The organism is Pseudorhodoferax sp. (assembly GCF_047601025.1).
Taxonomy (GTDB): domain Bacteria; phylum Pseudomonadota; class Gammaproteobacteria; order Burkholderiales; family Burkholderiaceae_C; genus Pseudorhodoferax.
The window spans coordinates 2,371,342-2,391,313 of the sequence record NZ_JASGJZ010000001.1; the positions used below are offsets into that span (position 1 = coordinate 2,371,342).

The window sequence follows — 19,972 nt, forward strand, 5'->3', positions numbered from 1 at the left end:
TCGGATGAGTACCGTTGCTCATGCCAATACCCATCGGGCAAACGATGGTGCAAGCAGCAAACTCCCTTCTGTACTAAAGAAGACGCTAAGCCTGCACGATTTCGAGGTGGGCGCTCGCCGCGTGTTGCCGCGTCCGATCTTCGGTTACGTAAGCGGTGCTGCCGAAGACAATCGGACGCGCGACGACAACCGCAGCGTGTTTGACGAATTCGGTTTTACGACACGCGTACTGCGCGACGTTTCCACACGCACACAGGCGGTCGAGTTGTTCGGGAAACGTTTCTCGGCACCGTTCGGGATCGCGCCGATGGGTATCAATGCCCTGTCCGGCTACCGCGGCGACATCGTGCTCGCACGCGCGGCCCAGGCGGCGGACATTGCATCGATCATGAGCGGCTCTTCGCTGATTCCACTCGAAGATGTGGCTGCGGTAGCGCCCGCGACTTGGTTCCAGGCTTATCTGCCGGGCGACCTTGGGCGCATTCGCCCGCTGCTCGATCGCGTAGCCCGCGCCGGATATCGCACCCTGGTCATCACGGTCGATATTCCCGTCTCGGGGAATCGCGAGAACAACGTGCGCACCGGCTTCAACACGCCGTTGCGGCCCAGTCTGCGGCTTGCCTGGGACGGCGTGACGCGGCCCGGCTGGTTGACCGGAACCTTCGCACGCACGCTGCTCAAGCACGGGATGCCACATTTCGAGAACTCGTTCGCGACGCGCGGCGCGCCCATTTTGTCGGCAAACGTGCTGCGTGACTTTTCCGCGCGCGACCACCTGGATTGGACGCATTTGGCACAGATCCGCGACCAGTGGCAGGGCCACCTGGTTGTCAAGGGCATCCTAAGCATAGAAGACGCGCTGGCCGCATGTAACGCCGGTGCAGATGGGGTCATTCTGTCCAACCACGGCGGCCGCCAGTTGGATGGTGCGATTTCTCCGATGCGCATATTGGAAGATGTCGTGAAGGCCCTGCCTTCTGAATACCCGGTGATGATCGATGGTGGTTTTCGGCGCGGCTCGGACGTGCTGAAGGCGCTTGCACTTGGCGCGCGAATGGTGTTCCTCGGCCGCTCCTTCAACTATGCGCTAGCCGTGGCCGGCGAAGCTGGAGTTGCGCATGCAATACGGCTGCTCAAAGACGAGGTGGATCGAAACATGGCGATGCTTGGGGTAGACACCTGCGGCAATCTTCATCCCGGACTGCTGATTCGCAAGCGCTGAGGGGGGCACATGCCTACAGATGCGCCTTCAGATATTCATGTGCACGGCCCACGGAAATACTGGGCGGTGACTGCGCTCATGTGCGGCGCAGCGGTAGCCACGCTTGACACGGCCATCGCCAATATCGCACTGCCCACCATCGCTACCGATCTCCAGATATCCGCAGATCGTGCAGTGTGGATCATCAACGCTTACCAACTGTCGATGGTGGCTGCGTTGGTGCCGCTCGCAACGCTTGGCGACCGCATCGGGCATCGGAACATTTATGTGTTCGGCATGGTGCTCTTTACCGGGGCATCGCTCGCCTGCGGGCTGGCATCGACGTTTTCCATGCTCGTGGCAGCCAGAATGCTCCAAGGGGTGGGTGCCGCCGGAATTCTGGGCGTGGTCAGTGCGCTGCTGAGGCTGATCTTTCCACCCCATCAAACGGGACGGGCGCAGGGGTTGAATGCGATGACCGTCGCGATCTTCTTCGTCATCGGCCCCACTCTAACGTCCATCATTCTTTCGTTTGCCGGCTGGCCTTGGCTATTCCTGATCAACATTCCACTGGGGGTGCTCACTACCGCACTGGCCATGCGAGTACTGCCTCCAAACTCGTGCAATACCCAACGGCACACGTTCGATGCAGTGGCTGCAATGCTGCTAGCAGCGATGCTGTCTCTCACGGTTTTTTCTCTGGGTGAACTTGCGCATCACGCGTCGCCCGCGAATGTGGCGATGGAAATCGGCGTTGTGGTGCTCTGTTTCGTTCTTCTGCTTCGCAGGCAGCGCGGACATCCAGCCCCGATCCTCCCTGTTGATCTTTTTCGCCTGCCATTTTTCTCGCTTTCGATGCTGACCTCGATCCTGTCTTACGCCGCACAGGGGATGGCATTTGTCGCGTTGCCATTTCTATTCGCAACAAAGCTGGGCCGAAGTGCCGTTGAAATAGGTTTTTTGTTCACGCCATGGCCCATATTCGCTGCGATCACGGCTCCAATTGCGGGTTATCTTTGCGAGAAACTGTCGACTGCTGTTTTGGGCAGCATCGGACTGTTAATTCTGTGTATAGGTCTTGCATGTACATCCCAATTGAACGTCGGTGCTGATATCTCTGACATTGCATGGCCGCTAGCCATTTGCGGTGCGGGCTTCGGGTTCTTCCAATCTCCGAATCTAAAGGCGCTGGCGATGAGCGTTCCCAAAGAGCGTATTGGCTCAGCAAGTGGCCTCATTCCAACCGGGCGTCTGCTCGGTCAGGCATTAGGTACTGCATTGGTTGCCGCACATCTCGCATCGAGCATTGAGCATGGCGCAGGAATAGCGCTCTGGACTGCAAGTGCTCTTTCTGGTATCGCCAGTGTCGTCAGTTTTTTTCGAACACGTTGCCCCGAAACGTCGAATCTATGACGGACTCTACATGGCTAAGCCTCAATGGTGATGAGACGAAGGTCGATCATTGTCGTGCGCGTGAATGTGAATCCAAAGTGCTTTTACGGGTGGCATAAATCAGAGGAAGGCGCGGAGGTAACTGGAAATGGAACTACGTCATTTACGCTACTTCCTCGCCGTCGCAGAAGAACTTCACTTTGCGCGCGCGGCGAGAAAGCTGCACATCGAGCAGTCGCCGCTGTCGCGCACCATCAAGGAGCTGGAGGAGGAACTGGGCGCGCAGCTTTTCGTGCGCACCAGCCGCAGCACGCGACTGACGCTGGCCGGCAAGCTGCTGATGGAGAACGTGCCCCGCGTGATGCTGGCCCTGGAGCAGGCGCGCGAGAGCGTGAAGGCCGGCGCCAACGGCTTTCACGGGCAGTTGCGCGTGGCCCTGTCCGATGGCGTGACGCCCTCGCGCCTTCCGGCACTCTTGGCGCGCTGCCGCGAGCAAGACCCCGAGGTCGAGGTGCGGCTGTTCGAGGTGCCGCTGGCCCAGCAGATCGCCGGCCTGCGCGATGACCTGTACGACGCCGGGTTCTCGATGGCCGAGGAAGCGGGCGACGGCATCATCGTGGAGCCGGCCTGGGAGGACGAGCTGATGGTGGCCGTGCCCGCGCGCCACCCGCTGCTGGCCTACAAGGAGGTGCCGCTGGACGAGGTGCTGCGCCACCCGCTGGTGCTGGGCGACCCGGCCATCTGCGAGGGCCATGCGCGCCAGATCGACCGCATCCTGCGCCGGCAGGAGCGCGAGCCCCTGATCGTGCAGCACGTCGCCACGTTCGACGTGATGATGACCTTGGTGTCGGCCGGCCTTGCCCTGGGGCTGGCCGGCGCGGCGCACATCGCCGCCAGCCGCGAGCCCAATGTGATCGGCCGGCCGCTGGCGGGCAAGCCACCCATGCTGACCACCTACTTGCTGCGCCGCGACGCTGACCCGTCGCAGGCGCTGGCCCGCTTCGTGGAGCGGGTGGAGGCCCTGGGGCCAGGGGCATCTAGCCGACGGCCCATGCCTTAGCTTGGAGGAACCACCATGAAGATGCCGATCACTGCCGCGCTGCCGCTGGCGGCACTGCTGGCCGCCTGCGGTCCGTCGCCCGCGCCCACACCCGCCCCCAAGGCCGCCGACGTGCCGAGCGTGGAGGAACTGGTCGCCGACCCGGTGCGCCTGAAGGAGCTGCGCCGCCGCTGCATCACAGAGCGCCCCACGATGGGCGACCTGCTGTGCAACCGCGTCGCGGAGGCGGTGAACCAGCGCTTCTTCGGCGACGGCAAGGTGCCCTACACGCCGCCGAAAGAGCCGCCCAAGTTCTGACCGTGCGCCGGCCGCCACACGGCCCGCATTTTTTGCTCGATACGCCGCAAGTCGCCAGCGCAGGCGCTGACTTGCCCCTGTTCTTTCCCGCCTGAAACGATGCTTTTTTTCGGCATCAACCTGCTGACAACGGTCTTTGACCGGCACTGACCCGGCACCGATCCTGACGCTTGCGGCACGTCCTTGTGCCGCGCCTTCCATAAGGAATCAACGCAGGAGAAATCGGAGGCGAGGTCATGCAAGGGACGAACGTGCTGTTCGGTCAGATCGCCGTGGTGTTCGGCATCGTGATCGCCGGCGTGTGGGGCGCCACACAATGGACAGCAGCCGCCCTTGGTTATCAGCTACGCCTTGGCTCGCCGTGGTTCGATTTTTTCGGCACGCCGGTCTATCACCCGTGGCGGCTGTTCGATTGGTGGTTCTTCTTCGACGCCTATGCGCCCCGCATCTTCGACATTGGGGGAGCCATTGCGGGCGGCAGCGGCTTGGTGGCTGTGCTCGTTGCCATCGGCATGTCGATAGGGCGCTCGCGCCAATCGCGCCTCGTCACGACCTACGGATCGGCACGTTGGGCGAACGTGGAGGACATTCGCAAGGCGGGCCTCACGCAGCCGGCCGGCGTGTTTCTCGGCCAGCATGATCGCCAATACCTGCGCCACGAAGGCCCGGAACATGTCCTGACCTTCGCGCCGACGCGCAGCGGCAAGGGTGTCGGCCTGGTGGTGCCAACGCTGCTTTCCTGGCCTGCGTCCGCCGTCGTACACGACATCAAGGGCGAGAACTGGCAGATCACCGCAGGCTGGCGCTCGCGCTTCTCGCACTGCCTGCTGTTCAACCCCACAGATGCGAAGTCGGCGGCCTACAACCCGCTGCTGGAAGTGCGGCGCGGCGCGCATGAAGTGCGCGACGTGCAGAACATCGCGGACATTCTGGTCGATCCCGAGGGCGCGCTCGAACGCCGCAACCATTGGGAGAAGACCTCGCACGCGCTGCTGGTCGGGGCCATCCTGCATGTGCTCTACGCGGGCGAGGACAAGACGCTGCGCGGCGTCGCCAACTTCCTCAGCGACCCGGCCAGCCCGTTCGAGCTGACCTTGCATCGGATGATGACCACGCCGCACCTCGTGAACGAGGAAGGTGGTGGCCCGCATCCCGTCGTCGCATCGGCGGCGCGCGAAGTGCTCAACAAGTCGGACAACGAGCGTTCCGGCGTGTTGAGCACCGCCATGTCGTTCCTCGGCCTGTACCGCGATCCCACGGTAGCCGAAGTCACCTCGCGTTGTGATTGGCGCATCGCCGACCTGATCGCGACCGAGCATCCGGTGTCGCTGTACCTGGTGGTGCCGCCTTCGGACATATCGCGCACCAAGCCGCTCATCCGCCTGATCCTCAACCAGATCGGGCGGCGCTTGACCGAATCGCTGGACGGCAGCGACGGCATCGAGCGCCGCCACAAGCTGCTGCTGATGCTCGATGAGTTTCCGGCCCTTGGGCGCCTGGACTTCTTCGAGACGGCGCTGGCGTTCATGGCGGGCTACGGCATCCGCAGCTTTTTGATTGCGCAGTCGCTCAACCAGATCGACAAGGCGTATGGGCAGAACCATTCGATTCTGGACAACTGCCATGTGCGCGTGACGTTCGCCACGAACGACGAACGCACGGCCAAACGGATCTCCGAGACGCTGGGCACGGCCACCGAGCTGCGAGCGCAGCGCAACTACGCGGGCCATCGGCTGGCGCCGTGGCTGGGCCACCTGATGGTCTCGCGCCAAGAGACGGCCCGCCCGCTGCTGACGCCGGGCGAAGTGATGCAGCTTCCGCCGGACGAGGCCGTGGTGATGGTCTCCAGCGTCGCACCGATCCGGGCGAAGAAGCTGCGCTACTACGCCGACGCCAATTTCAAGCGGCGCGTGCTGCCGCCGCCGGCGCTTGCCGCTGGCAGCTATGCGGATGCGCCGCCGTCGCGCTCGGATGACTGGAGCGGGCTGGCGATCCCTGCCATGCCCGCCGTGCCTGCGACCGGTGCCGTCGAAGGCTTCGGGGCTTCGGCCGACGACGGCGGCCCACGCCGTCAGCCCGAACTTTCCGAAGCCGTCGCCTACGACCCCGAGCTGGCCGCGCCCGCGGCCGACCTGGCGCTGCTCGATGACGACGACGACCTGCCGCTTCCTCTTCCTCGCCAGCTCAACCCGGCCATGCAGCGCACGGCCCGGCTGGCTTCCCTCGACCCCAGCGACGGCATCGACCTATGACCTACCGCCTGAACCTCTTTATCCAGCCCGAGCACGCCCGGCGCCTCGATGAACTGGCCGCTATGAAAGGCGTGTCCAAGTCCTCCATCGTTGCGGCGGCGCTCGCATCGTGGCTGTCGCCCGATGCTGGAGACCAGCGCGAGGCGGCCATCGCCAAGCGCCTGGATCGCCTGTCGCGCCAGGCCGAGAGGCTGGAGCGCGACCAAAACATCCAGATCGAGACGCTGGCGCTGTTCATCCGCTACTACCTGACCGTCAGCACGCCGGTTCCCGAAGCGCACCAAGACGCGGCCCGTGCGCAGGGCAAGGCGCGCTTCGAGCAGTTCGTGGAGCAGCTTGGCCGCCACCTGCTGCGCGGGCGCAGTCTGGTGCGCGACGTGGTGGAGGAACTGCACCCCCAGGATCGTGAGTTCGGGATGCGGATGGAGGACGCAGTGGCAGCCGCCCAGGCGCAGGAGCGTGCGTCATGAGCGCCATTCCCCAATCCATGAGCGCCACGTCGCTCGACCGGCGCATCCAGATGCTGCGCACGGCGATGGGGCCGCTGATCGCCACTGCGCTCGAAGACCCGGACGTGGTGGAAATCATGCTCAACCCGGATCGCACCCTTTGGGTGGATCGCTTGTCGTCGGGCCGCGCGCCGATGGGCGTGGAGTTGCCCGAGGCCGATGGCGAGCGAATCATCCGCCTGGTCGCAGCCCACGTCGGCGCGGAGGTGCATCGCGGCCAGCCGCTGCTATCCGCCGAGCTGCCCGAAACCGGCGAACGCTTCGAGGGCATCCTGCCGCCCGCCGCGCCGGGGCCGGCCTTCGCGCTGCGCAAGCGCGCCATCGGCGTGATCCCGCTGGAACGGTACGTGGTGGACGGAATGATGATCGCCGCCCAGGCGGGCTTTCTGGTCCGCGCCGTGCGCGAGCGCCAGAACGTCCTGATCGCCGGGGCCACCAGCAGCGGCAAGACGACCTTGGCGAACGCGCTGCTGGCCGAGATAGCCGCCACGGGCGACCGCGTGCTGGTGCTCGAAGACACGGTGGAACTGCAATGCGCGGCCCGCGACCACGTACCGCTGCGCACGCGCGCGGGCGTGGTGTCCATGACCGAGCTGGTGCGCTCGTCCATGCGCCTGCGGCCTGATCGCGTCGTCGTCGGCGAGGTGCGCGGCGCCGAGGCGCTGGATCTCATCAAGGTGTGGGGCACCGGGCATCCCGGCGGCATCGCCACGATCCACGCCGGTTCCGCGCTGGGCGCACTGCTGCGCATGGAGCAACTGATTCTCGAAGTGGCGGTGAACCCGCCGCGTGCGTTGATCGCCGAGGCGGTCAACGTGGTGATCCACATCGCCGGACGCGGACGCAAGCGCCGCATCGAGAGCATCGCCCGCGTCGTCGGCTTCGACGGCGTGGGCTACCAACTGGCGGACGCGCTGGAGACGCCGTTTCCCGAGCGCCCGCCACACCCCGATGCCGCACCTGCTGCGGTGACTTCCCCGTCCCTCGACCTTTCTGGAGAACTTCCATGACGACGCACGCCCATGCTTTCCGTAATTCCGTAAATCCGCATCTCAACCTGTCCAGCCTCGCGCGGCTGCACAGCCTGGCCCGCCCTGCTGCGCAAGGGCTGATGCTGGCCGCGCTGCTGCTGTTCCTGGCCGGAACTGCGCAGGCCGCCGGTTCCTCGATGCCCTGGGAAGGGCCGTTGCAGTCGATCTTGGAGTCGATCCAAGGGCCGGTGGCACGCATCGTGGCGGTCATCATCATCATCGCTACCGGCCTCGCACTTGCGTTCGGCGACACCAGCGGGGGCTTTCGCAAGCTGATCCAGATCGTGTTCGGCCTGTCCATCGCGTTCGCGGCTTCGAGCTTCTTCCTGTCGTTCTTCAGCTTCTCCGGTGGAGCTGTCGTATGAGCGGCCCGGACAGCTTCGCGGCCGGGTTCGAGGTGCCTTTGCACCGCTCGCTCACCGAGCCGATCTTGCTGGGCGGCGCACCGCGCACCGTGGCGATCGCCAACGGCACGCTGGCCGCCGCTGTCGGGCTGGGCCTGCAACTCTGGATTCCCGGTGCCGCGCTCTGGATCGTCGGCCATGCGCTGGCGGTTTGGGGGGCACGCGTCGATCCGCAGTTCATGCAGGTCTTCGCGCGGCACGTCAAGCACCGCCCGCTGCTGGACGTGTGAGGTGATGCCATGCTGAACCTCGCCGAATACCGCCAGCGCCCGGCCTTGCTTGCCGACTGGCTGCCCTGGGCCGGGCTGGTCGCGCCGGGTGTGGTCTTGAACAAGGACGGCAGTTTCCAGCGCACGGCACGGTTTCGCGGTCCTGACCTCGACAGCGCCACGCAAGGCGAGTTGATCGCCACGTCGGCACGCTTGAATAACGCGCTGCGCCGGCTGGGTTCGGGCTGGGCACTGTTCATCGAGGCCGAGCGCCGCGCCGCTGCCGACTACCCGCACTCGGAGTTTCCCGAGCCGCTTTCGTGGCTGGTGGACGAAGAACGCCGCTCGGCCTTCGAGGATACCGGCCATCACTTCGAGAGCGGCTATCACCTGACGCTGGTGTACCTGCCGCCCGAGGAATCGCGCGCCCGCGCCGCCAAGATGCTCTACGAGAACACGCCGACGAATGGCGTGGACTGGCGCGAGCGGTTGCAAGCCTTCGTCGCGGAAACGGATCGCGTCTTCGACCTGCTCGACGGCGTGATGCCGGAAATCGCCTGGCTGGACGACAGCCAGACGCTGACCTATCTGCATTCGACCATCTCGACGCGGCGCTACCGCGTCGGCGTGCCCGAAGTGCCGTTCCACATCGACGCACTGCTGACCGACTCACCGCTGGTCGGTGGCCTGGCCCCCATGCTGGGCGAGCAGCACCTGCGCGTGGTGTCGGTGCGCGGATTCCCGACCTCGACCTGGCCGGGGATTCTGGACGACCTCAACCGCCTGGGATTTGGGTATCGCTGGAGTACGCGCTTTCTGTGCCTCGACAAATCCGAGGCGGAACGGGAATTGGGGCGCCTGCGCCGCCAGTGGTTTGCCAAGCGCAAGAACGTCATCGCGCTGCTGCGCGAAACGATCTTCCAGCAGGAAAGCCCGCTGGTCGATACCGATGCGAACAACAAGGCTGCCGACGCCGATGCCGCCTTGCAGGAGCTGGGCAGCGATCAAGTCGCCTTCGGCTACCTGACGGCGACCGTCACCGTCATGGACGAGGATGCCGGCGCAGCCGACGAGAAGCTGCGCATGGTGGAGCGCGTCATTCAGGGGCGCGGCTTCGTGACCATCCCCGAAACGCTCAACGCGGTGGATGCGTGGCTGTCCTCGCTCCCCGGCAACGCCTACGCCAACGTGCGCCAGCCCATCATCTCGACGCTGAACCTGGCGCACATGATGCCGGTGTCGGCGGTGTGGGCAGGGCCGGAGAAGAACGACCACCTGGGCGGCCCGCCGCTGATCGTCACCCGCACCGATGGCGCGACGCCGTTCCGGCTGGTGACGCACATCGGCGACGTGGGCCATACGCTGGTCGCCGGCCCGACTGGCATGGGCAAGTCGGTCTTGCTCGCTACGCTGGCGATGCAGTTTCGCCGCTATCGCGGCTCGCGCATCTTCGCCTTCGACATGGGGCGCTCGATGCGCGCCGCGATCCTCGGGCTGGGGGGCGAGCACTACGACCTGGGCACGGATGGAGAAATCGCGTTCCAGCCGCTCGCCCGCATCGACCGCGAAGGCTACCGCACCTGGGCCGCCGAATGGATCGAAGGCCGCTTGTTGCACGAGGGCGTGGCGGTCGGCCCGGACGAGAAGGCGGCCATCTGGTCGGCACTCGGCAGCCTTGCCGGTGCGCCAGTGGAGCAGCGCACGATGACAGGCTTGTCGGTGCTGCTGCAATCGAACGCGCTGCGCCAGGCGCTCGCGCCTTATGTGCTGGGCGGCGCGCACGGCAAGCTGCTGGACGCCGATCACGACCGGCTGGGCATGGCCGACGTGCAGTGCTTCGAGATGGAGGAGCTGATGCACAGCAAGGCCGCTGTCATGGCCGTGCTGCATTACCTCTTTGCGCGCTTCGATGAACGCTTCGACGGCGCGCCCACGCTGCTGATCCTCGATGAAGCCTGGTTGTTTCTCGATGACCCGGTGTTTGCCGCGCGCATCCGCCAATGGCTCAAGACGCTCAGAAAAAAGAACGTCAGCGTCATCTTCGCCACGCAGAGCCTTGCCGACATCAAGGATTCGAGCATCGCGCCCGCCATCATCGAAAGCTGCGCGAGCCGCATCTTCCTGCCGAACCCGCAGGCGACCGAACCGCAGATTCGCACGATCTACGAGGGCTTCGGGTTGAACTCGCGCCAGATCGAGATCGTCGCCACCGCGCAGCCGAAACGCGACTACTACTACCAATCCCGCCTGGGCAACCGCCTGTTCGACCTCGACCTGGGGGCGGCAACGCTGGCCTTCGCGGGCGCCTCCTCGCCGCAGGACCAACGCGACATCGACGCCGTGCTCGCCGCCACGGCCTCGTCTTCTTCCCCGTTCGCCGCTGCATGGCTGCGCCATCGCGGCCTCGATTGGGCGGCTGACCTGCTGTCCACGTTTCCCGCGCCTTCCTTTCCTTTCCAACCACAGGAGAAATCGCCATGAAATCTCGCAATCCCCAGCTTGCCGCCGTGGCCGTCGCCTGCGCGCTCGCCTTCGGCGCCGTGCAGCCCGCATCGGCGTTTGTCTTCATCGACCCGGCGAATTTGATCCAGAACACGCTCACTGCCCTCCAGACGCTGGAGCAGATCTACAACCAGATCAAGCAGTTGCAGAACGAGGCCAAGATGCTGGAGAACCAGGCGCGCAACCTGGCGAGCCTGCCCTCCAGCGTGGTGAACCGGCTGCGCGCCAACCTGGCTTTGACCCAGCGGCTGATCGACCAGGCCAAGGGCCTGGCCTATGACGTGGCGACGATGGACCGGGAATTCGCCCGCCTGTATCCCGAGCAGTACGCCGCCACCGTCAGCGGCGACCAGATGTACCGCGACACGCAGGAGCGCTGGAAGAACACGCTCAACGGCTTGCAGACGGCCATGCAGATGCAGGCCCAGGCGTCGAAGAACCTGAACGATGACGAGGGCGTGCTGGCGGATCTGGTGAACCAGAGCCAGTCCGCCGTGGGCGCCCTGCAGGCCATGCAGGCGACCAATCAGCTTCTGGCCTTGCAGGCCAAGCAGTCCATTCAGGCCCAGCGGCTCCAGCTCACGCAGGACCGGGCGGCCTCGCTGGAACTGGCGCGGCAGGCGGCGGCCACCGAGCGCGGGCGCGAGGTGACGCGGCGGTTCCTCGGCAGCGGCACGCCGTACACGCCGCAGGCCGTGGACTTCTACGGCCGCTGACGTGCCGCCATGAACGACGTTTCGGTCATCGACCGTTTCCTCGACACGTTCTCGCGCTACATCGACTCGGGCTTTGGCCTGCTGCACGGTGAGGTGGCGTTCCTGACGGCCACGCTGATCGTCATCGACATGACGCTGGCGGGCCTGTTCTGGGCAATGGGCCATGCCACGGGCCAAGGCGAGGACGTGATCGCCAAGCTGATCCGCAAGGTGCTCTACGTGGGCGCCTTCGCCTACATCATCGGCAACTTCAACCAGCTCGCCGGCATCGTGTTCCGCTCCTTCGCCGGGCTGGGCCTGACGGCCAGCGGTTCGACGCTGAGCATGGATAGCTTCCTGCGGCCGGGCCGGCTGGCCAAGGTCGGCATTGACGCGGCGGCGCCCATCCTGGGCCAGATCAAGGACCTGGCGGGTTTCCCCGACGTGTTCGTGAACATTGCGGTCATCGCCGTGCTGGCCCTGGCCTGGCTGGTGCTGATCGTGTGCTTCTTCGTGCTGGCGGTGCAGCTCTTTGTCACGCTGATCGAGTTCAAGCTGACCACGCTCGCCGGCTTCGTACTGGTGCCGTTCGCGCTGTGGGGCAAGACCGCCTTTCTGGCCGAGAAGGTGCTGGGCAATGTGATCGCGTCGGGCATCAAGGTTCTGGTGCTGGCAGTGATCGTGGGCATCGGCTCCAGCCTGTTTGCAGAGTTCACGATTCCTGCCGGTGCGGAGCCATCCATCGACCAGGCGCTGCTCATCATGCTGGCGTCGCTGTCGATGCTGGCCCTGGGCATCTTCGGGCCAGGGATCGCCACCGGGCTGGTGTCCGGGGCGCCGCAGCTTGGCGCGGGGGCGATGGCCGGGGCCGCTCTGGGCGCGGCCGGCGCCACGGTGGCCGTGGGCGCGGCGGCAGCGGGCGCGGGCAGTGCGGTTGCCGCTGGCGCGCGCATGGCGCCCGGCGCGGCACGCATGGCGGCATCGACCGCCAGCAGCGCGCGGTCGGCGTTCCAGGCCGGCTCCGCTTCTGCTGGTGGCGGGCTCAAGGGCACCGCTGCCGGTCTGGGCAATGTTGCCAGGACCGGCGCGCAGGCGGCTGGACAGAAGGTGGCGGATGGCGCGCGTGCCATGCGCGATCGCGCCGCAGCGGTGTTCAGCGCCGACGCACCTGCACCTTCGACGGCACCTGCATCCGCCGCCGACAGCGGCGATGCGCCCGCACCCTCGACTGCGCCGCAGGAGCAGCCCGCCTGGGCCAGACGCCTGCACCGGCGCCAGCAACTGACCCATGCCGCGACCACCGCCGCCCACGCGGTGCGCGGCGGCGATGGCGGCGGTTCGGGCCAAGGGCCGAGCTTGCGGGATGACGGATGACCTTCGATCCTGATCTTCAAGGAGAACGCTCATGCGATTCAAACGCCCCCTGGTGCGCTACGGCGACACGCCGCAGCCCGCCACGCCGTATCAAGCCGCCGCGCAGGCATGGGACGAGCGCATCGGCTCGGCCCGCGTGCAGGCGAAGAACTGGCGCTTCATGGCCTTCGGCTGCCTGCTGCTGGCGCTGCTGATGGCCGGCGGCCTGGTGTGGCGCTCGGCGCAGTCGATCGTGACGCCCTACGTCATCGAGGTGGACAACGCGGGCCAGGTGCGCGCTGTCGGCGAGGCGGCCACGCCCTACAAGCCCAGCGATGCGCAGATCGCGTACCACTTGGCGCGCTTCGTCATGCTGGTGCGTTCGCTGTCCATCGATCCGGTGGTCGTGCGCCAGAACTGGCTGGACGCCTATGACTACACCACCGACAAGGGCGCCGTGGTGCTGAACGACTACGCGCGCACCAGCGATCCGTTCAGCCGCATCGGCAAGGAATCCGTGACGGTGCAGATCACCAGCGTGACCCGTGCGAGCGACACGTCGTTCAACGTGCGCTGGACCGAGCAGCGCTTCGTGACCGGGGCGCTGGACCGCACCGAGCGCTGGAACGCGGTGGTGTCCATCGTGCAGCAGACACCGCGCACCGAGCAGCGCGTGCGCAAGAACCCGCTCGGGATCTACGTCAATGGCCTGTCCTGGGCGCGTGAACTCGATTCCTCCGAAGGAGCCAAGCTATGAAACCGTCTTTCCGTAATTCCGCCTTGCTGGCGAGCCTGTTGTCCTCGGCCATCCTGTTCTCGGGCTGCGCGTCGAAGGGCACGCCGCCGCCCGTGATCGCGCTCGATGAGCCGGTGCAGGCCCAGCCGCTGCCAGAGCCGCCTACGCCGGTGGAAGTGGTCAAGGTGCCCGAGCCGCTGGCGTTGCCGGCGCAGTTGAAGCCGCTGGAAGGTGCCGAGGACGCCAAGGCCGCGCCGGAGCCGGCCGACGAAACCGTGCGCGTCTCACGGGCCAATGCCGAGGCGCGTATCGCGCCCACGCGCGAGGGCTACGTCAATGCGATTCAGGTCTGGCCGTTCACGGACGGCGCGCTGTATCAGGTCTATGCGGCCGTGGGCCGGGTGACCGTGATCGCGCTCCAGCCGGGCGAGGAACTGGTGACGGTGGCTGCCGGCGATACGGTGCGCTGGATCGTGGGCGACACATCGAGCGGCAGCGGCGAGGCGCTGCGCGTGAACGTGATGGTCAAGCCGATCCGCTCGGGGTTGAAGACGAATCTGGTCATCACCACCAGCCGGCGCACCTACCTGCTGGAGTTGACCTCCACGGCCAGGACGTGGATGGCCTCGGTGTCCTGGGAGTACCCGAAGGACAGGATGCTGGCCTTGCAGCGCCAGGCCCAGGCCGCGCAGACCGCCGCACCCGTGGATTCGGGTCTTTCGCTGGAGAAGCTGCGCTTCCGCTATGCGATCAGCGGCAGCAATCCGCCGTGGAAGCCGCAACGCGCCTTCGACGACGGCGAGAAGGTCTACATCCAGTTCCCGGCCGGCATCGCGCAGGGCGAGTTGCCGCCGCTGTTCGTGATCGGCCCGCAGGGCGATGGCCAGTTGGTCAACTACCGCTTCCGCTCGCCGTACCTGATCGTGGACCGGCTGTTCGGCGCGGCCGAGTTGCGCCTGGGTGGAGACAAGGGCGACGTGGTGCGCATCGAGCGCACGGACGGCGTGGCGCGGAGGAACTGACCATGCGCCAGGACGACACCCCCGACCATGCCGCGCAGCAGGCGGGCAAGGTCGCACCTGAAGCCGTGGCGCTACGCGCGCAGCCGCGCCCGGTCACGCGCCTGAACCGGCGCACGCTGGCCGTCCTTGTCGGCGGACTCTCGGTCGCCGTGCTCGGGGCGACGATCTGGTCGTTGCAACCGCATCGGCGCGGCCCGGGCGATTTGACCGAGCTTTACAACGTCGATCGCGTGAGCAAGTCCGAGGGGTTGGACGGCCTGCCTTCGGACTACTCGAAGCTGCCGAAGGTGCCGGAACTCGGGCCGCCGCTGCCGGGTGACCTCGGCCCGGCCATCGTCGCTTCGCAGCAGCCGGTGACACCGACCTATGCGCCACCGGGCCATGATCCCGAGGACGCCTTGCGCAAGGAGGCCGAAGCGGCGGCGGCCTCGGCGGTGTTCTTCCGCTCGGGCCAGCAGGGCAAGGGCGCCGCCGCGGTGGCGCAGGGCGCACCCGCCCGGCCGGGCGTTGGCGACTTGGCGGGCTTCGATCCGCTTGCGGCCGGGCCGGTCTCGACGGCGGCCCAGCCTGCCGACCCGACCACGACGCAGAACCGCCAGGATCAGAAGGAGGCGTTCCTGAAAGGCGGTTCCACGGAAACCCGCAATCCCGGCCATCTGCAAATGCCGGCCTCGCCGTATCAGGTGATGGCCGGGACGGTGATCGCCGGGGCGCTCGTAACAGGCATCAAGTCGGACTTGCCGGGCGACGTGATCGCTACCGTCACGGAGCCGGTCTATGACTCGGCGACGAGAAGGTTCCTGCTGATTCCGCAGGGCTCGCGCATTCTCGGCAAGTACAACAGCCAGGTGAGCTATGGACAGAGCCGCGTGCAGGTGGTGTGGAACCGGATCATCCTGCCCGACACGTCCTCGCTCACGTTGGACAACCTGGTGGGCACCGATCCGGCCGGCTATGCGGGCCTGGAGGACGATGTGGACTATCACTGGGGCCGCCTCGTCGCCGGCGCGGCGCTGACGACGCTGCTAGGCGTGGGCGCAGAACTGGCCGCGCCCGAGAACCGGCAGGACGGCAACCGCATCGTGATCGCAGGGCGCGACAGCGCCCAGGACAGCATCAATCAGGTCGGGCAGGAACTGACCCGGCGCAACATGAACATCCAGCCGACGCTGACGGCGCGGCCAGGGCTGCCGGTTCGGCTGATCGTGGTCCACGACCTACAGCTTCGCCCCTACCAGCCGATGTTCTATCAGCTTGGGAGGACGCGATGAGCACGCCGAAGAAACTCCACCTCGGCCCGCTGCCGCGCGTGGAATCCACGAAGCTGACCTTCGCGTGCCCGGCGAGCCTGCGGGCTGACCTCGACCGCTACGCCGCGCTGCACGCGCAGACCTACGGCGAGGCGGTCGATGCCGTGACGTTGATCCCGTACATGCTGGAGGCGTTCAAGGCGGGAGACCGGGGTTTCAGAAAGCTGCGCAGCCCAGCGACAGAAGCCACGGGGCCGTTGCCTGGCCGCGTCAAGCGGCCAGCGCAGCTTGAGCCATCTGCCGGAAACGGTTAAACTCACTCCCAACACGGCCCACCCCTCTGCGTCGAAAGATGTACGGGTGGGTTTTCTTTTGTGCCGGCCATGTCCACGTACAACAAGCCCTATCTCACCTTCGAGCAGCAACTGGCCCTTCTGAAGGGCCGGGGCTTGGGTGTCACCGACGAAGCTGCGGCGCTGGCGTGCCTGCGGCGCATCGGCTACTACCGGCTGAGTGCCTACTGGTATCCGCTGCGCCAGACCGTGCTGTCGCAAGCGGCCGGTTCGTCGCAGATCACCGTGCAGCGTGCGGATGCGTTCCGCCCAGGAAGCACCTTCGAGCAGGTGCTGGCGCTTTACGTCTTCGACAAGCGCCTTCGTCTGCTGGTGCTTGATGCCGTCGAGCGCATCGAAGTGGCTTTGCGGGTGGATGTGTCCTACCGCCTGGGCCGGCGCGATCCCTTCGCCCACATGAACCCGGCCCTGCTGCATGGGAATTTCACCAAGAAGGTCAATGCGACGGGCCGCACGGCCTATCAGAACTGGCTGGACAAGCACCAGCAGATGGTGGCGCGCTCGCGGGAGGATTTCGTGCGGCACTACCAGCAGAAGTACGGCGAGCCTTTTCCGCTCTGGGTGGCGGTCGAGCTGTGGGAGTTCGGCATGTTGTCCACCTTCTACCAAGGCATGCAGGTTGCGGACAAGGACGCGATCGCTGCGCGCTACGGCCTACCCGATGGCCAGCTTCTGCAAAGCTGGCTGCGGGCGCTGAATTTCGTGCGTAACGTGGCCGCGCACCACAGCCGCCTGTGGAACAAGAACCTGGTGGATCAGCCGAAGCTACCGCGTGCAGGGGCGGTGCCGGCTTTCGATCCCGTGATCGGCCAGCCCGCCGTGGCGTCACGGCTGTTCGTGATGCTGTGCATCCTGCTGCACATGATGCGCGTGGTCAGCCCGAATTCGAGCTGGCCGGCGCGGCTGCGCCAACTGCTCGATGGATTTCCGGCAGCGCCGGGCTTGTCACTGGCCGACATGGGTTTTCCGGCTGGCTGGGAAGGCCATCCACTTTGGCGATAGCGGCCGTTCCTGCTTGCCTTGCCTTGGCTTGCCCTGGCAACGCTCCCATGTGGCTCCTGGCGAACAAGCGCCTTCTGCGAGAATCGACCGCAGCCGTCGCTAACTGTTTGTCTCCAAAAGCCTTTTTGGCGCCGTCAAATCCTGCTGGGGGCTTGACAACGGCCATTTTTCATCGCCGGGCCGCCCCAAGATGAAAAAGCCCCCTCGGGGGGCAGCGCAGCAGGCGCAGCCGCGGAGCGTGGGGGCAATTTTTCATTCGCCATTGCGAAGCGCCTCCCTGCGGGCCATGCAGGCGAGTTTGCCGCGCTTGATGTACCGATCCACCAGGCTCAGCGATACGCCCATGCGTTCGGCGATCTCCTTGTTGGGCAATTCGTCGAAAAGGTACATGGCGAATGCCTCGCGGCACCGGGGTGGCAGCGCTTCGATGGTGTCGAGGTAAGCCTGGACGGTCTGAGACGAGGCGTAAGCCTCTTCAGGCTGGAGGTGTTGGGGAGCGGCGGGGTGCTCGGCCTCGCCCAGGGCGTCGATGTCGTCGTGCTCGCGGACGGCGGCACGGCGGTCCATGTCGATCTTGGTGTGCACGGCTACCTGCTTGAGCAGGGCCGCGGGTTCCCGAATGGCTTGCCCGGCCTGCTGCATGGAGAGCACGCGCGCATAACTTTCCTGCGCCAGGTCGGCCGCGGTATCGCGGTCTCGCACCTTGCGCATGCAGAAGTTCAGCAGTTCGCGGTAGTAGCGTTCGAGCACGGATAGGCGAAGGCCCAATGGAAACGAAGCATTCCCCAGGCCGCTGGATGCGGCGGCAAGGCGACATTGGCCTCGCGCTTAAAAGAATGGGAATGACTCGCATTATCCCCGACGCGCGGAGGGATCAGCCGGCACCCTGGCTGTCGCGCTCGAGAAGGCTATCGCGCCAAACGGCGCTGGTGGCCCATGTTCCAAGAAACCGGGCTGCCGGCACCACGCCGCTGATGTGCTGGCCCGGTGGCTGTTCAATCACCTATAGCCAAAGTGCCAGGTGGGCTCTGCTGTTCTGCAATAGCTCAAGTTCCTACCTGCCAAGATAGACAGAGGTGATCTCTCGCCTTTCGTGGCCCAATTCCAAGCTGATTTGTTGGCGTACATGGGCGTCCCGTACTTGTTGCGCGGGCGCCAGCGCTGCGGCCAAAGGCCCGCCCACCACTGGCGCCTTCCAGCCCGTCAGCGCTTCATATCGGGCTTGTGCGTACTGGTGGCGTAGTCCGTGCATGTTGCTCAGGCCTGCCGCCTTGCACTGACCGTCATAGACATGCCGCTGCTGGATATAGCTTCTGCTCGCCGGGATCAATGACCCCGCTCCCGCCAGACGGTGTGCGGCCTGGAGCACCTCGCGCTGCTCGGGCGTGGTGATTGGCACGGTTCTAGCCTTCCCGCCCTTCGTCCAAGACCCCTTGAGGGCCAGATGATCGCCCCGGTCGGCATAGCTGGGCTGGAACTTGATGGACTCTTCTCGGCGGAGCCCGAACGCGGCTTGCAGTTGCAAGCTCATGCGGACATGGGTATCGGTGACCTGATCAAGCCCTGCCCCCAACTCGCGGGCCTTGCTGATGTTGGTCACATACCGGCGCTCGACCACGCCAAGTTGCGTGTTGTCTGCTGGAAGGACGCCGGACTTCCCGGTCTTCTCGGCCCACCAGCGCAGATGGGAGAGACGGTTTTTGATGGTGCCAGGTGACAGCCCTTCGCTTTGCCAGCGATCCAGCAAGGCCTGGATGTGCCTACCCTTGAGCGACGACGCCGTCATCTGCCGGAATCCCGTCTCGCGCAACTGGCGGGCCACCAGTGTCAGCGAACGCATGCGGTCTGCCTGCGTCGTGTGGCTGCCGTCACGGTTGCGGTGGCAAAGCTGTCGCAGGGTATAAGTCAGATCGTCCATCATTCGTCTCATGGCGATGCGTTGCCGGTGGGTGTTACTGCCGCGTTGTCCTGAAAGTCATTGGTTAGTGTTGGTGCCAACTCGCCAGGCGAGATCCCGTGAGGGCAAGGGCATGGTGTTCAGGGGACACCAGGGCCTCGAATGAGGCATCCGTCTTGCTTCCTGCTGGAAGGCTGGACGGAGGGCAAGCAAGATGAAGAGCAATATGCGTGGATGAGTCCTCCTTGATGGAAGTGAGTGGAGCGAGAGCGGCTGCCATCCCGCGCAGGACGCGCAGACGGAAGCCACTGGGGAGAGTGCGCCGGGGCAGGGACGGGTGTGAGCGGACGAAGAAGGCTCTGTCCCGTGGGTAGGGAACTGCGTGCAAGTGAGCCTGAGCACGCCTGGAAGTGGTTCCGCCCTTGAGGGCCGACGCTTGCAGAAACCTGCGTCGTGGGGATGCCGGTGTATGAAGCCCACCGGTCTTGGCAACTGTTCGGTCAGTGTAGAGCGGGCATCATCATGCATGCCGCACACAATAGGAACCCGTCCGCGCCCGTATTGTTGCTGGGGTGTGTGGGACCGTCACTGCGGTGGGCAGTGACGGCCCTGTCATAGGGTCGTGCCCAAGTGAAGGGGGTGCTCTGCACTGCAGCAGATCATGTGGCGGCTTCAGGCTGGCTGCTGCCGGTCGAATTTTCCGGTCGAGGAGCTACAGAAGTGAAAAGCTGACTTTGACCAGCACATCTTCTCGAGATCAGGCGAATATTCAAACCGGGATGCAGAGCTACCGGGGGGCTCATGTCA

19 protein-coding genes are annotated in these 19,972 nt (G+C 65.6%); 17 read left to right on the top strand and 2 right to left on the bottom strand.

Annotated elements, in window-relative coordinates:
- Positions 1-4 precede the first annotated feature (4 nt).
- From QM782_RS11220 to QM782_RS11300, 17 genes are all read left to right on the top strand, one after another.
- Positions 5-1,222 (top strand): alpha-hydroxy acid oxidase, encoded by a 1,218-nt coding sequence (locus QM782_RS11220; RefSeq protein WP_415202994.1) that lies wholly within the window; start codon positions 5-7, stop codon positions 1,220-1,222.
- Positions 1,223-1,231: 9 nt separating this feature from the next.
- The gene (locus QM782_RS11225; protein ID WP_415202995.1) at positions 1,232-2,614 is read left to right on the top strand and encodes an MFS transporter; all 1,383 of its coding nucleotides are present in this window, start codon (positions 1,232-1,234) and stop codon (positions 2,612-2,614) included.
- A 127-nt stretch (positions 2,615-2,741) separates the two neighbouring features.
- Positions 2,742-3,653 carry a LysR substrate-binding domain-containing protein gene (locus tag QM782_RS11230; RefSeq protein WP_415202996.1) on the top strand — a complete coding sequence of 304 codons (912 nt, stop codon included), beginning with the start codon at positions 2,742-2,744 and terminating at the stop codon, positions 3,651-3,653.
- Between the two features lie 15 nt (positions 3,654-3,668).
- A complete protein-coding gene (locus QM782_RS11235) occupies positions 3,669-3,950 on the top strand; it encodes an entry exclusion lipoprotein TrbK (RefSeq protein WP_415202997.1) in 282 nt (93 codons plus the stop codon).
- 236 nt (positions 3,951-4,186) lie between these two features.
- Positions 4,187-6,202: a conjugal transfer protein TraG gene (locus tag QM782_RS11240; RefSeq protein ID WP_415202998.1), complete on the top strand. Its 2,016-nt coding sequence runs from the start codon at positions 4,187-4,189 to the stop codon at positions 6,200-6,202.
- Positions 6,199-6,672 (top strand): CopG family transcriptional regulator, encoded by a 474-nt coding sequence (locus QM782_RS11245; protein ID WP_415202999.1) that lies wholly within the window; start codon positions 6,199-6,201, stop codon positions 6,670-6,672. Before QM782_RS11240 ends, QM782_RS11245 begins: the two co-directional genes overlap by 4 nt.
- On the top strand, positions 6,669-7,721 hold the full coding sequence (gene trbB, locus QM782_RS11250; RefSeq protein WP_415203000.1) for a P-type conjugative transfer ATPase TrbB: 1,053 nt from the start codon (positions 6,669-6,671) through the stop codon (positions 7,719-7,721). Before QM782_RS11245 ends, trbB begins: the two co-directional genes overlap by 4 nt.
- The gene (locus QM782_RS11255; protein WP_415203001.1) at positions 7,718-8,107 is read left to right on the top strand and encodes a TrbC/VirB2 family protein; all 390 of its coding nucleotides are present in this window, start codon (positions 7,718-7,720) and stop codon (positions 8,105-8,107) included. The genes trbB and QM782_RS11255 overlap by 4 nt, the downstream gene beginning before the upstream one ends.
- On the top strand, positions 8,104-8,376 hold the full coding sequence (locus tag QM782_RS11260) for a VirB3 family type IV secretion system protein (protein WP_415203002.1): 273 nt from the start codon (positions 8,104-8,106) through the stop codon (positions 8,374-8,376). Before QM782_RS11255 ends, QM782_RS11260 begins: the two co-directional genes overlap by 4 nt.
- A gap of 9 nt (positions 8,377-8,385) precedes the next feature.
- Entirely contained in the window at positions 8,386-10,836 is a 2,451-nt protein-coding gene (gene trbE / locus QM782_RS11265; RefSeq protein ID WP_415203003.1) for a conjugal transfer protein TrbE, read from the top strand.
- Entirely contained in the window at positions 10,833-11,573 is a 741-nt protein-coding gene (gene trbJ / locus QM782_RS11270) for a P-type conjugative transfer protein TrbJ (protein WP_415203004.1), read from the top strand. The genes trbE and trbJ overlap by 4 nt, the downstream gene beginning before the upstream one ends.
- A 9-nt stretch (positions 11,574-11,582) precedes the next feature.
- Positions 11,583-12,926, top strand: a complete 1,344-nt coding sequence (gene trbL, locus QM782_RS11275; protein ID WP_415203005.1) for a P-type conjugative transfer protein TrbL — start codon at positions 11,583-11,585, stop codon at positions 12,924-12,926.
- 31 nt (positions 12,927-12,957) lie between these two features.
- Entirely contained in the window at positions 12,958-13,662 is a 705-nt protein-coding gene (gene trbF / locus QM782_RS11280) for a conjugal transfer protein TrbF (RefSeq protein ID WP_415203006.1), read from the top strand.
- A complete protein-coding gene (trbG, locus tag QM782_RS11285) occupies positions 13,659-14,663 on the top strand; it encodes a P-type conjugative transfer protein TrbG (RefSeq protein ID WP_415203007.1) in 1,005 nt (334 codons plus the stop codon). The genes trbF and trbG overlap by 4 nt, the downstream gene beginning before the upstream one ends.
- 2 nt (positions 14,664-14,665) lie before the next feature.
- Positions 14,666-15,934 (top strand): TrbI/VirB10 family protein, encoded by a 1,269-nt coding sequence (locus QM782_RS11290; RefSeq protein ID WP_415203008.1) that lies wholly within the window; start codon positions 14,666-14,668, stop codon positions 15,932-15,934.
- Positions 15,931-16,227 carry a DUF2274 domain-containing protein gene (locus tag QM782_RS11295; protein ID WP_415203009.1) on the top strand — a complete coding sequence of 99 codons (297 nt, stop codon included), beginning with the start codon at positions 15,931-15,933 and terminating at the stop codon, positions 16,225-16,227. The genes QM782_RS11290 and QM782_RS11295 overlap by 4 nt, the downstream gene beginning before the upstream one ends.
- A 69-nt stretch (positions 16,228-16,296) precedes the next feature.
- The gene (locus QM782_RS11300) at positions 16,297-17,268 is read left to right on the top strand and encodes an Abi family protein (RefSeq protein ID WP_415203010.1); all 972 of its coding nucleotides are present in this window, start codon (positions 16,297-16,299) and stop codon (positions 17,266-17,268) included.
- 252 nt (positions 17,269-17,520) lie between these two features.
- Here the strand turns inward: QM782_RS11300 and QM782_RS11305 are convergent, their stop codons facing one another.
- Positions 17,521-18,018: an RNA polymerase sigma factor gene (locus QM782_RS11305; protein WP_415203011.1), complete on the bottom strand. Its 498-nt coding sequence runs from the start codon at positions 18,016-18,018 to the stop codon at positions 17,521-17,523.
- 304 nt (positions 18,019-18,322) lie between these two features.
- Positions 18,323-19,186 carry a phage integrase N-terminal domain-containing protein gene (locus tag QM782_RS11310; RefSeq protein ID WP_415203012.1) on the bottom strand — a complete coding sequence of 288 codons (864 nt, stop codon included), beginning with the start codon at positions 19,184-19,186 and terminating at the stop codon, positions 18,323-18,325.
- Positions 19,187-19,972 lie beyond the last annotated feature (786 nt).

Bases quoted from the DNA above. Each gene is read 5' to 3' on its own strand.
- QM782_RS11220 (WP_415202994.1), top strand. From the start codon at position 5: ATGAGTACCGTTGCTCATGCCAATACCCATCGGGCAAACGATGGTGCA.
- QM782_RS11225 (WP_415202995.1), top strand. From the start codon at position 1,232: ATGCCTACAGATGCGCCTTCAGATATTCATGTGCACGGCCCACGGAAA.
- QM782_RS11230 (WP_415202996.1), top strand. From the start codon at position 2,742: ATGGAACTACGTCATTTACGCTACTTCCTCGCCGTCGCAGAAGAACTT.
- QM782_RS11235 (WP_415202997.1), top strand. From the start codon at position 3,669: ATGAAGATGCCGATCACTGCCGCGCTGCCGCTGGCGGCACTGCTGGCC.
- QM782_RS11240 (WP_415202998.1), top strand. From the start codon at position 4,187: ATGCAAGGGACGAACGTGCTGTTCGGTCAGATCGCCGTGGTGTTCGGC.
- QM782_RS11245 (WP_415202999.1), top strand. From the start codon at position 6,199: ATGACCTACCGCCTGAACCTCTTTATCCAGCCCGAGCACGCCCGGCGC.
- trbB (WP_415203000.1), top strand. From the start codon at position 6,669: ATGAGCGCCATTCCCCAATCCATGAGCGCCACGTCGCTCGACCGGCGC.
- QM782_RS11255 (WP_415203001.1), top strand. From the start codon at position 7,718: ATGACGACGCACGCCCATGCTTTCCGTAATTCCGTAAATCCGCATCTC.
- QM782_RS11260 (WP_415203002.1), top strand. From the start codon at position 8,104: ATGAGCGGCCCGGACAGCTTCGCGGCCGGGTTCGAGGTGCCTTTGCAC.
- trbE (WP_415203003.1), top strand. From the start codon at position 8,386: ATGCTGAACCTCGCCGAATACCGCCAGCGCCCGGCCTTGCTTGCCGAC.
- trbJ (WP_415203004.1), top strand. From the start codon at position 10,833: ATGAAATCTCGCAATCCCCAGCTTGCCGCCGTGGCCGTCGCCTGCGCG.
- trbL (WP_415203005.1), top strand. From the start codon at position 11,583: ATGAACGACGTTTCGGTCATCGACCGTTTCCTCGACACGTTCTCGCGC.
- trbF (WP_415203006.1), top strand. From the start codon at position 12,958: ATGCGATTCAAACGCCCCCTGGTGCGCTACGGCGACACGCCGCAGCCC.
- trbG (WP_415203007.1), top strand. From the start codon at position 13,659: ATGAAACCGTCTTTCCGTAATTCCGCCTTGCTGGCGAGCCTGTTGTCC.
- QM782_RS11290 (WP_415203008.1), top strand. From the start codon at position 14,666: ATGCGCCAGGACGACACCCCCGACCATGCCGCGCAGCAGGCGGGCAAG.
- QM782_RS11295 (WP_415203009.1), top strand. From the start codon at position 15,931: ATGAGCACGCCGAAGAAACTCCACCTCGGCCCGCTGCCGCGCGTGGAA.
- QM782_RS11300 (WP_415203010.1), top strand. From the start codon at position 16,297: ATGTCCACGTACAACAAGCCCTATCTCACCTTCGAGCAGCAACTGGCC.
- QM782_RS11310 (WP_415203012.1), bottom strand. From the start codon at position 19,186: ATGGACGATCTGACTTATACCCTGCGACAGCTTTGCCACCGCAACCGT.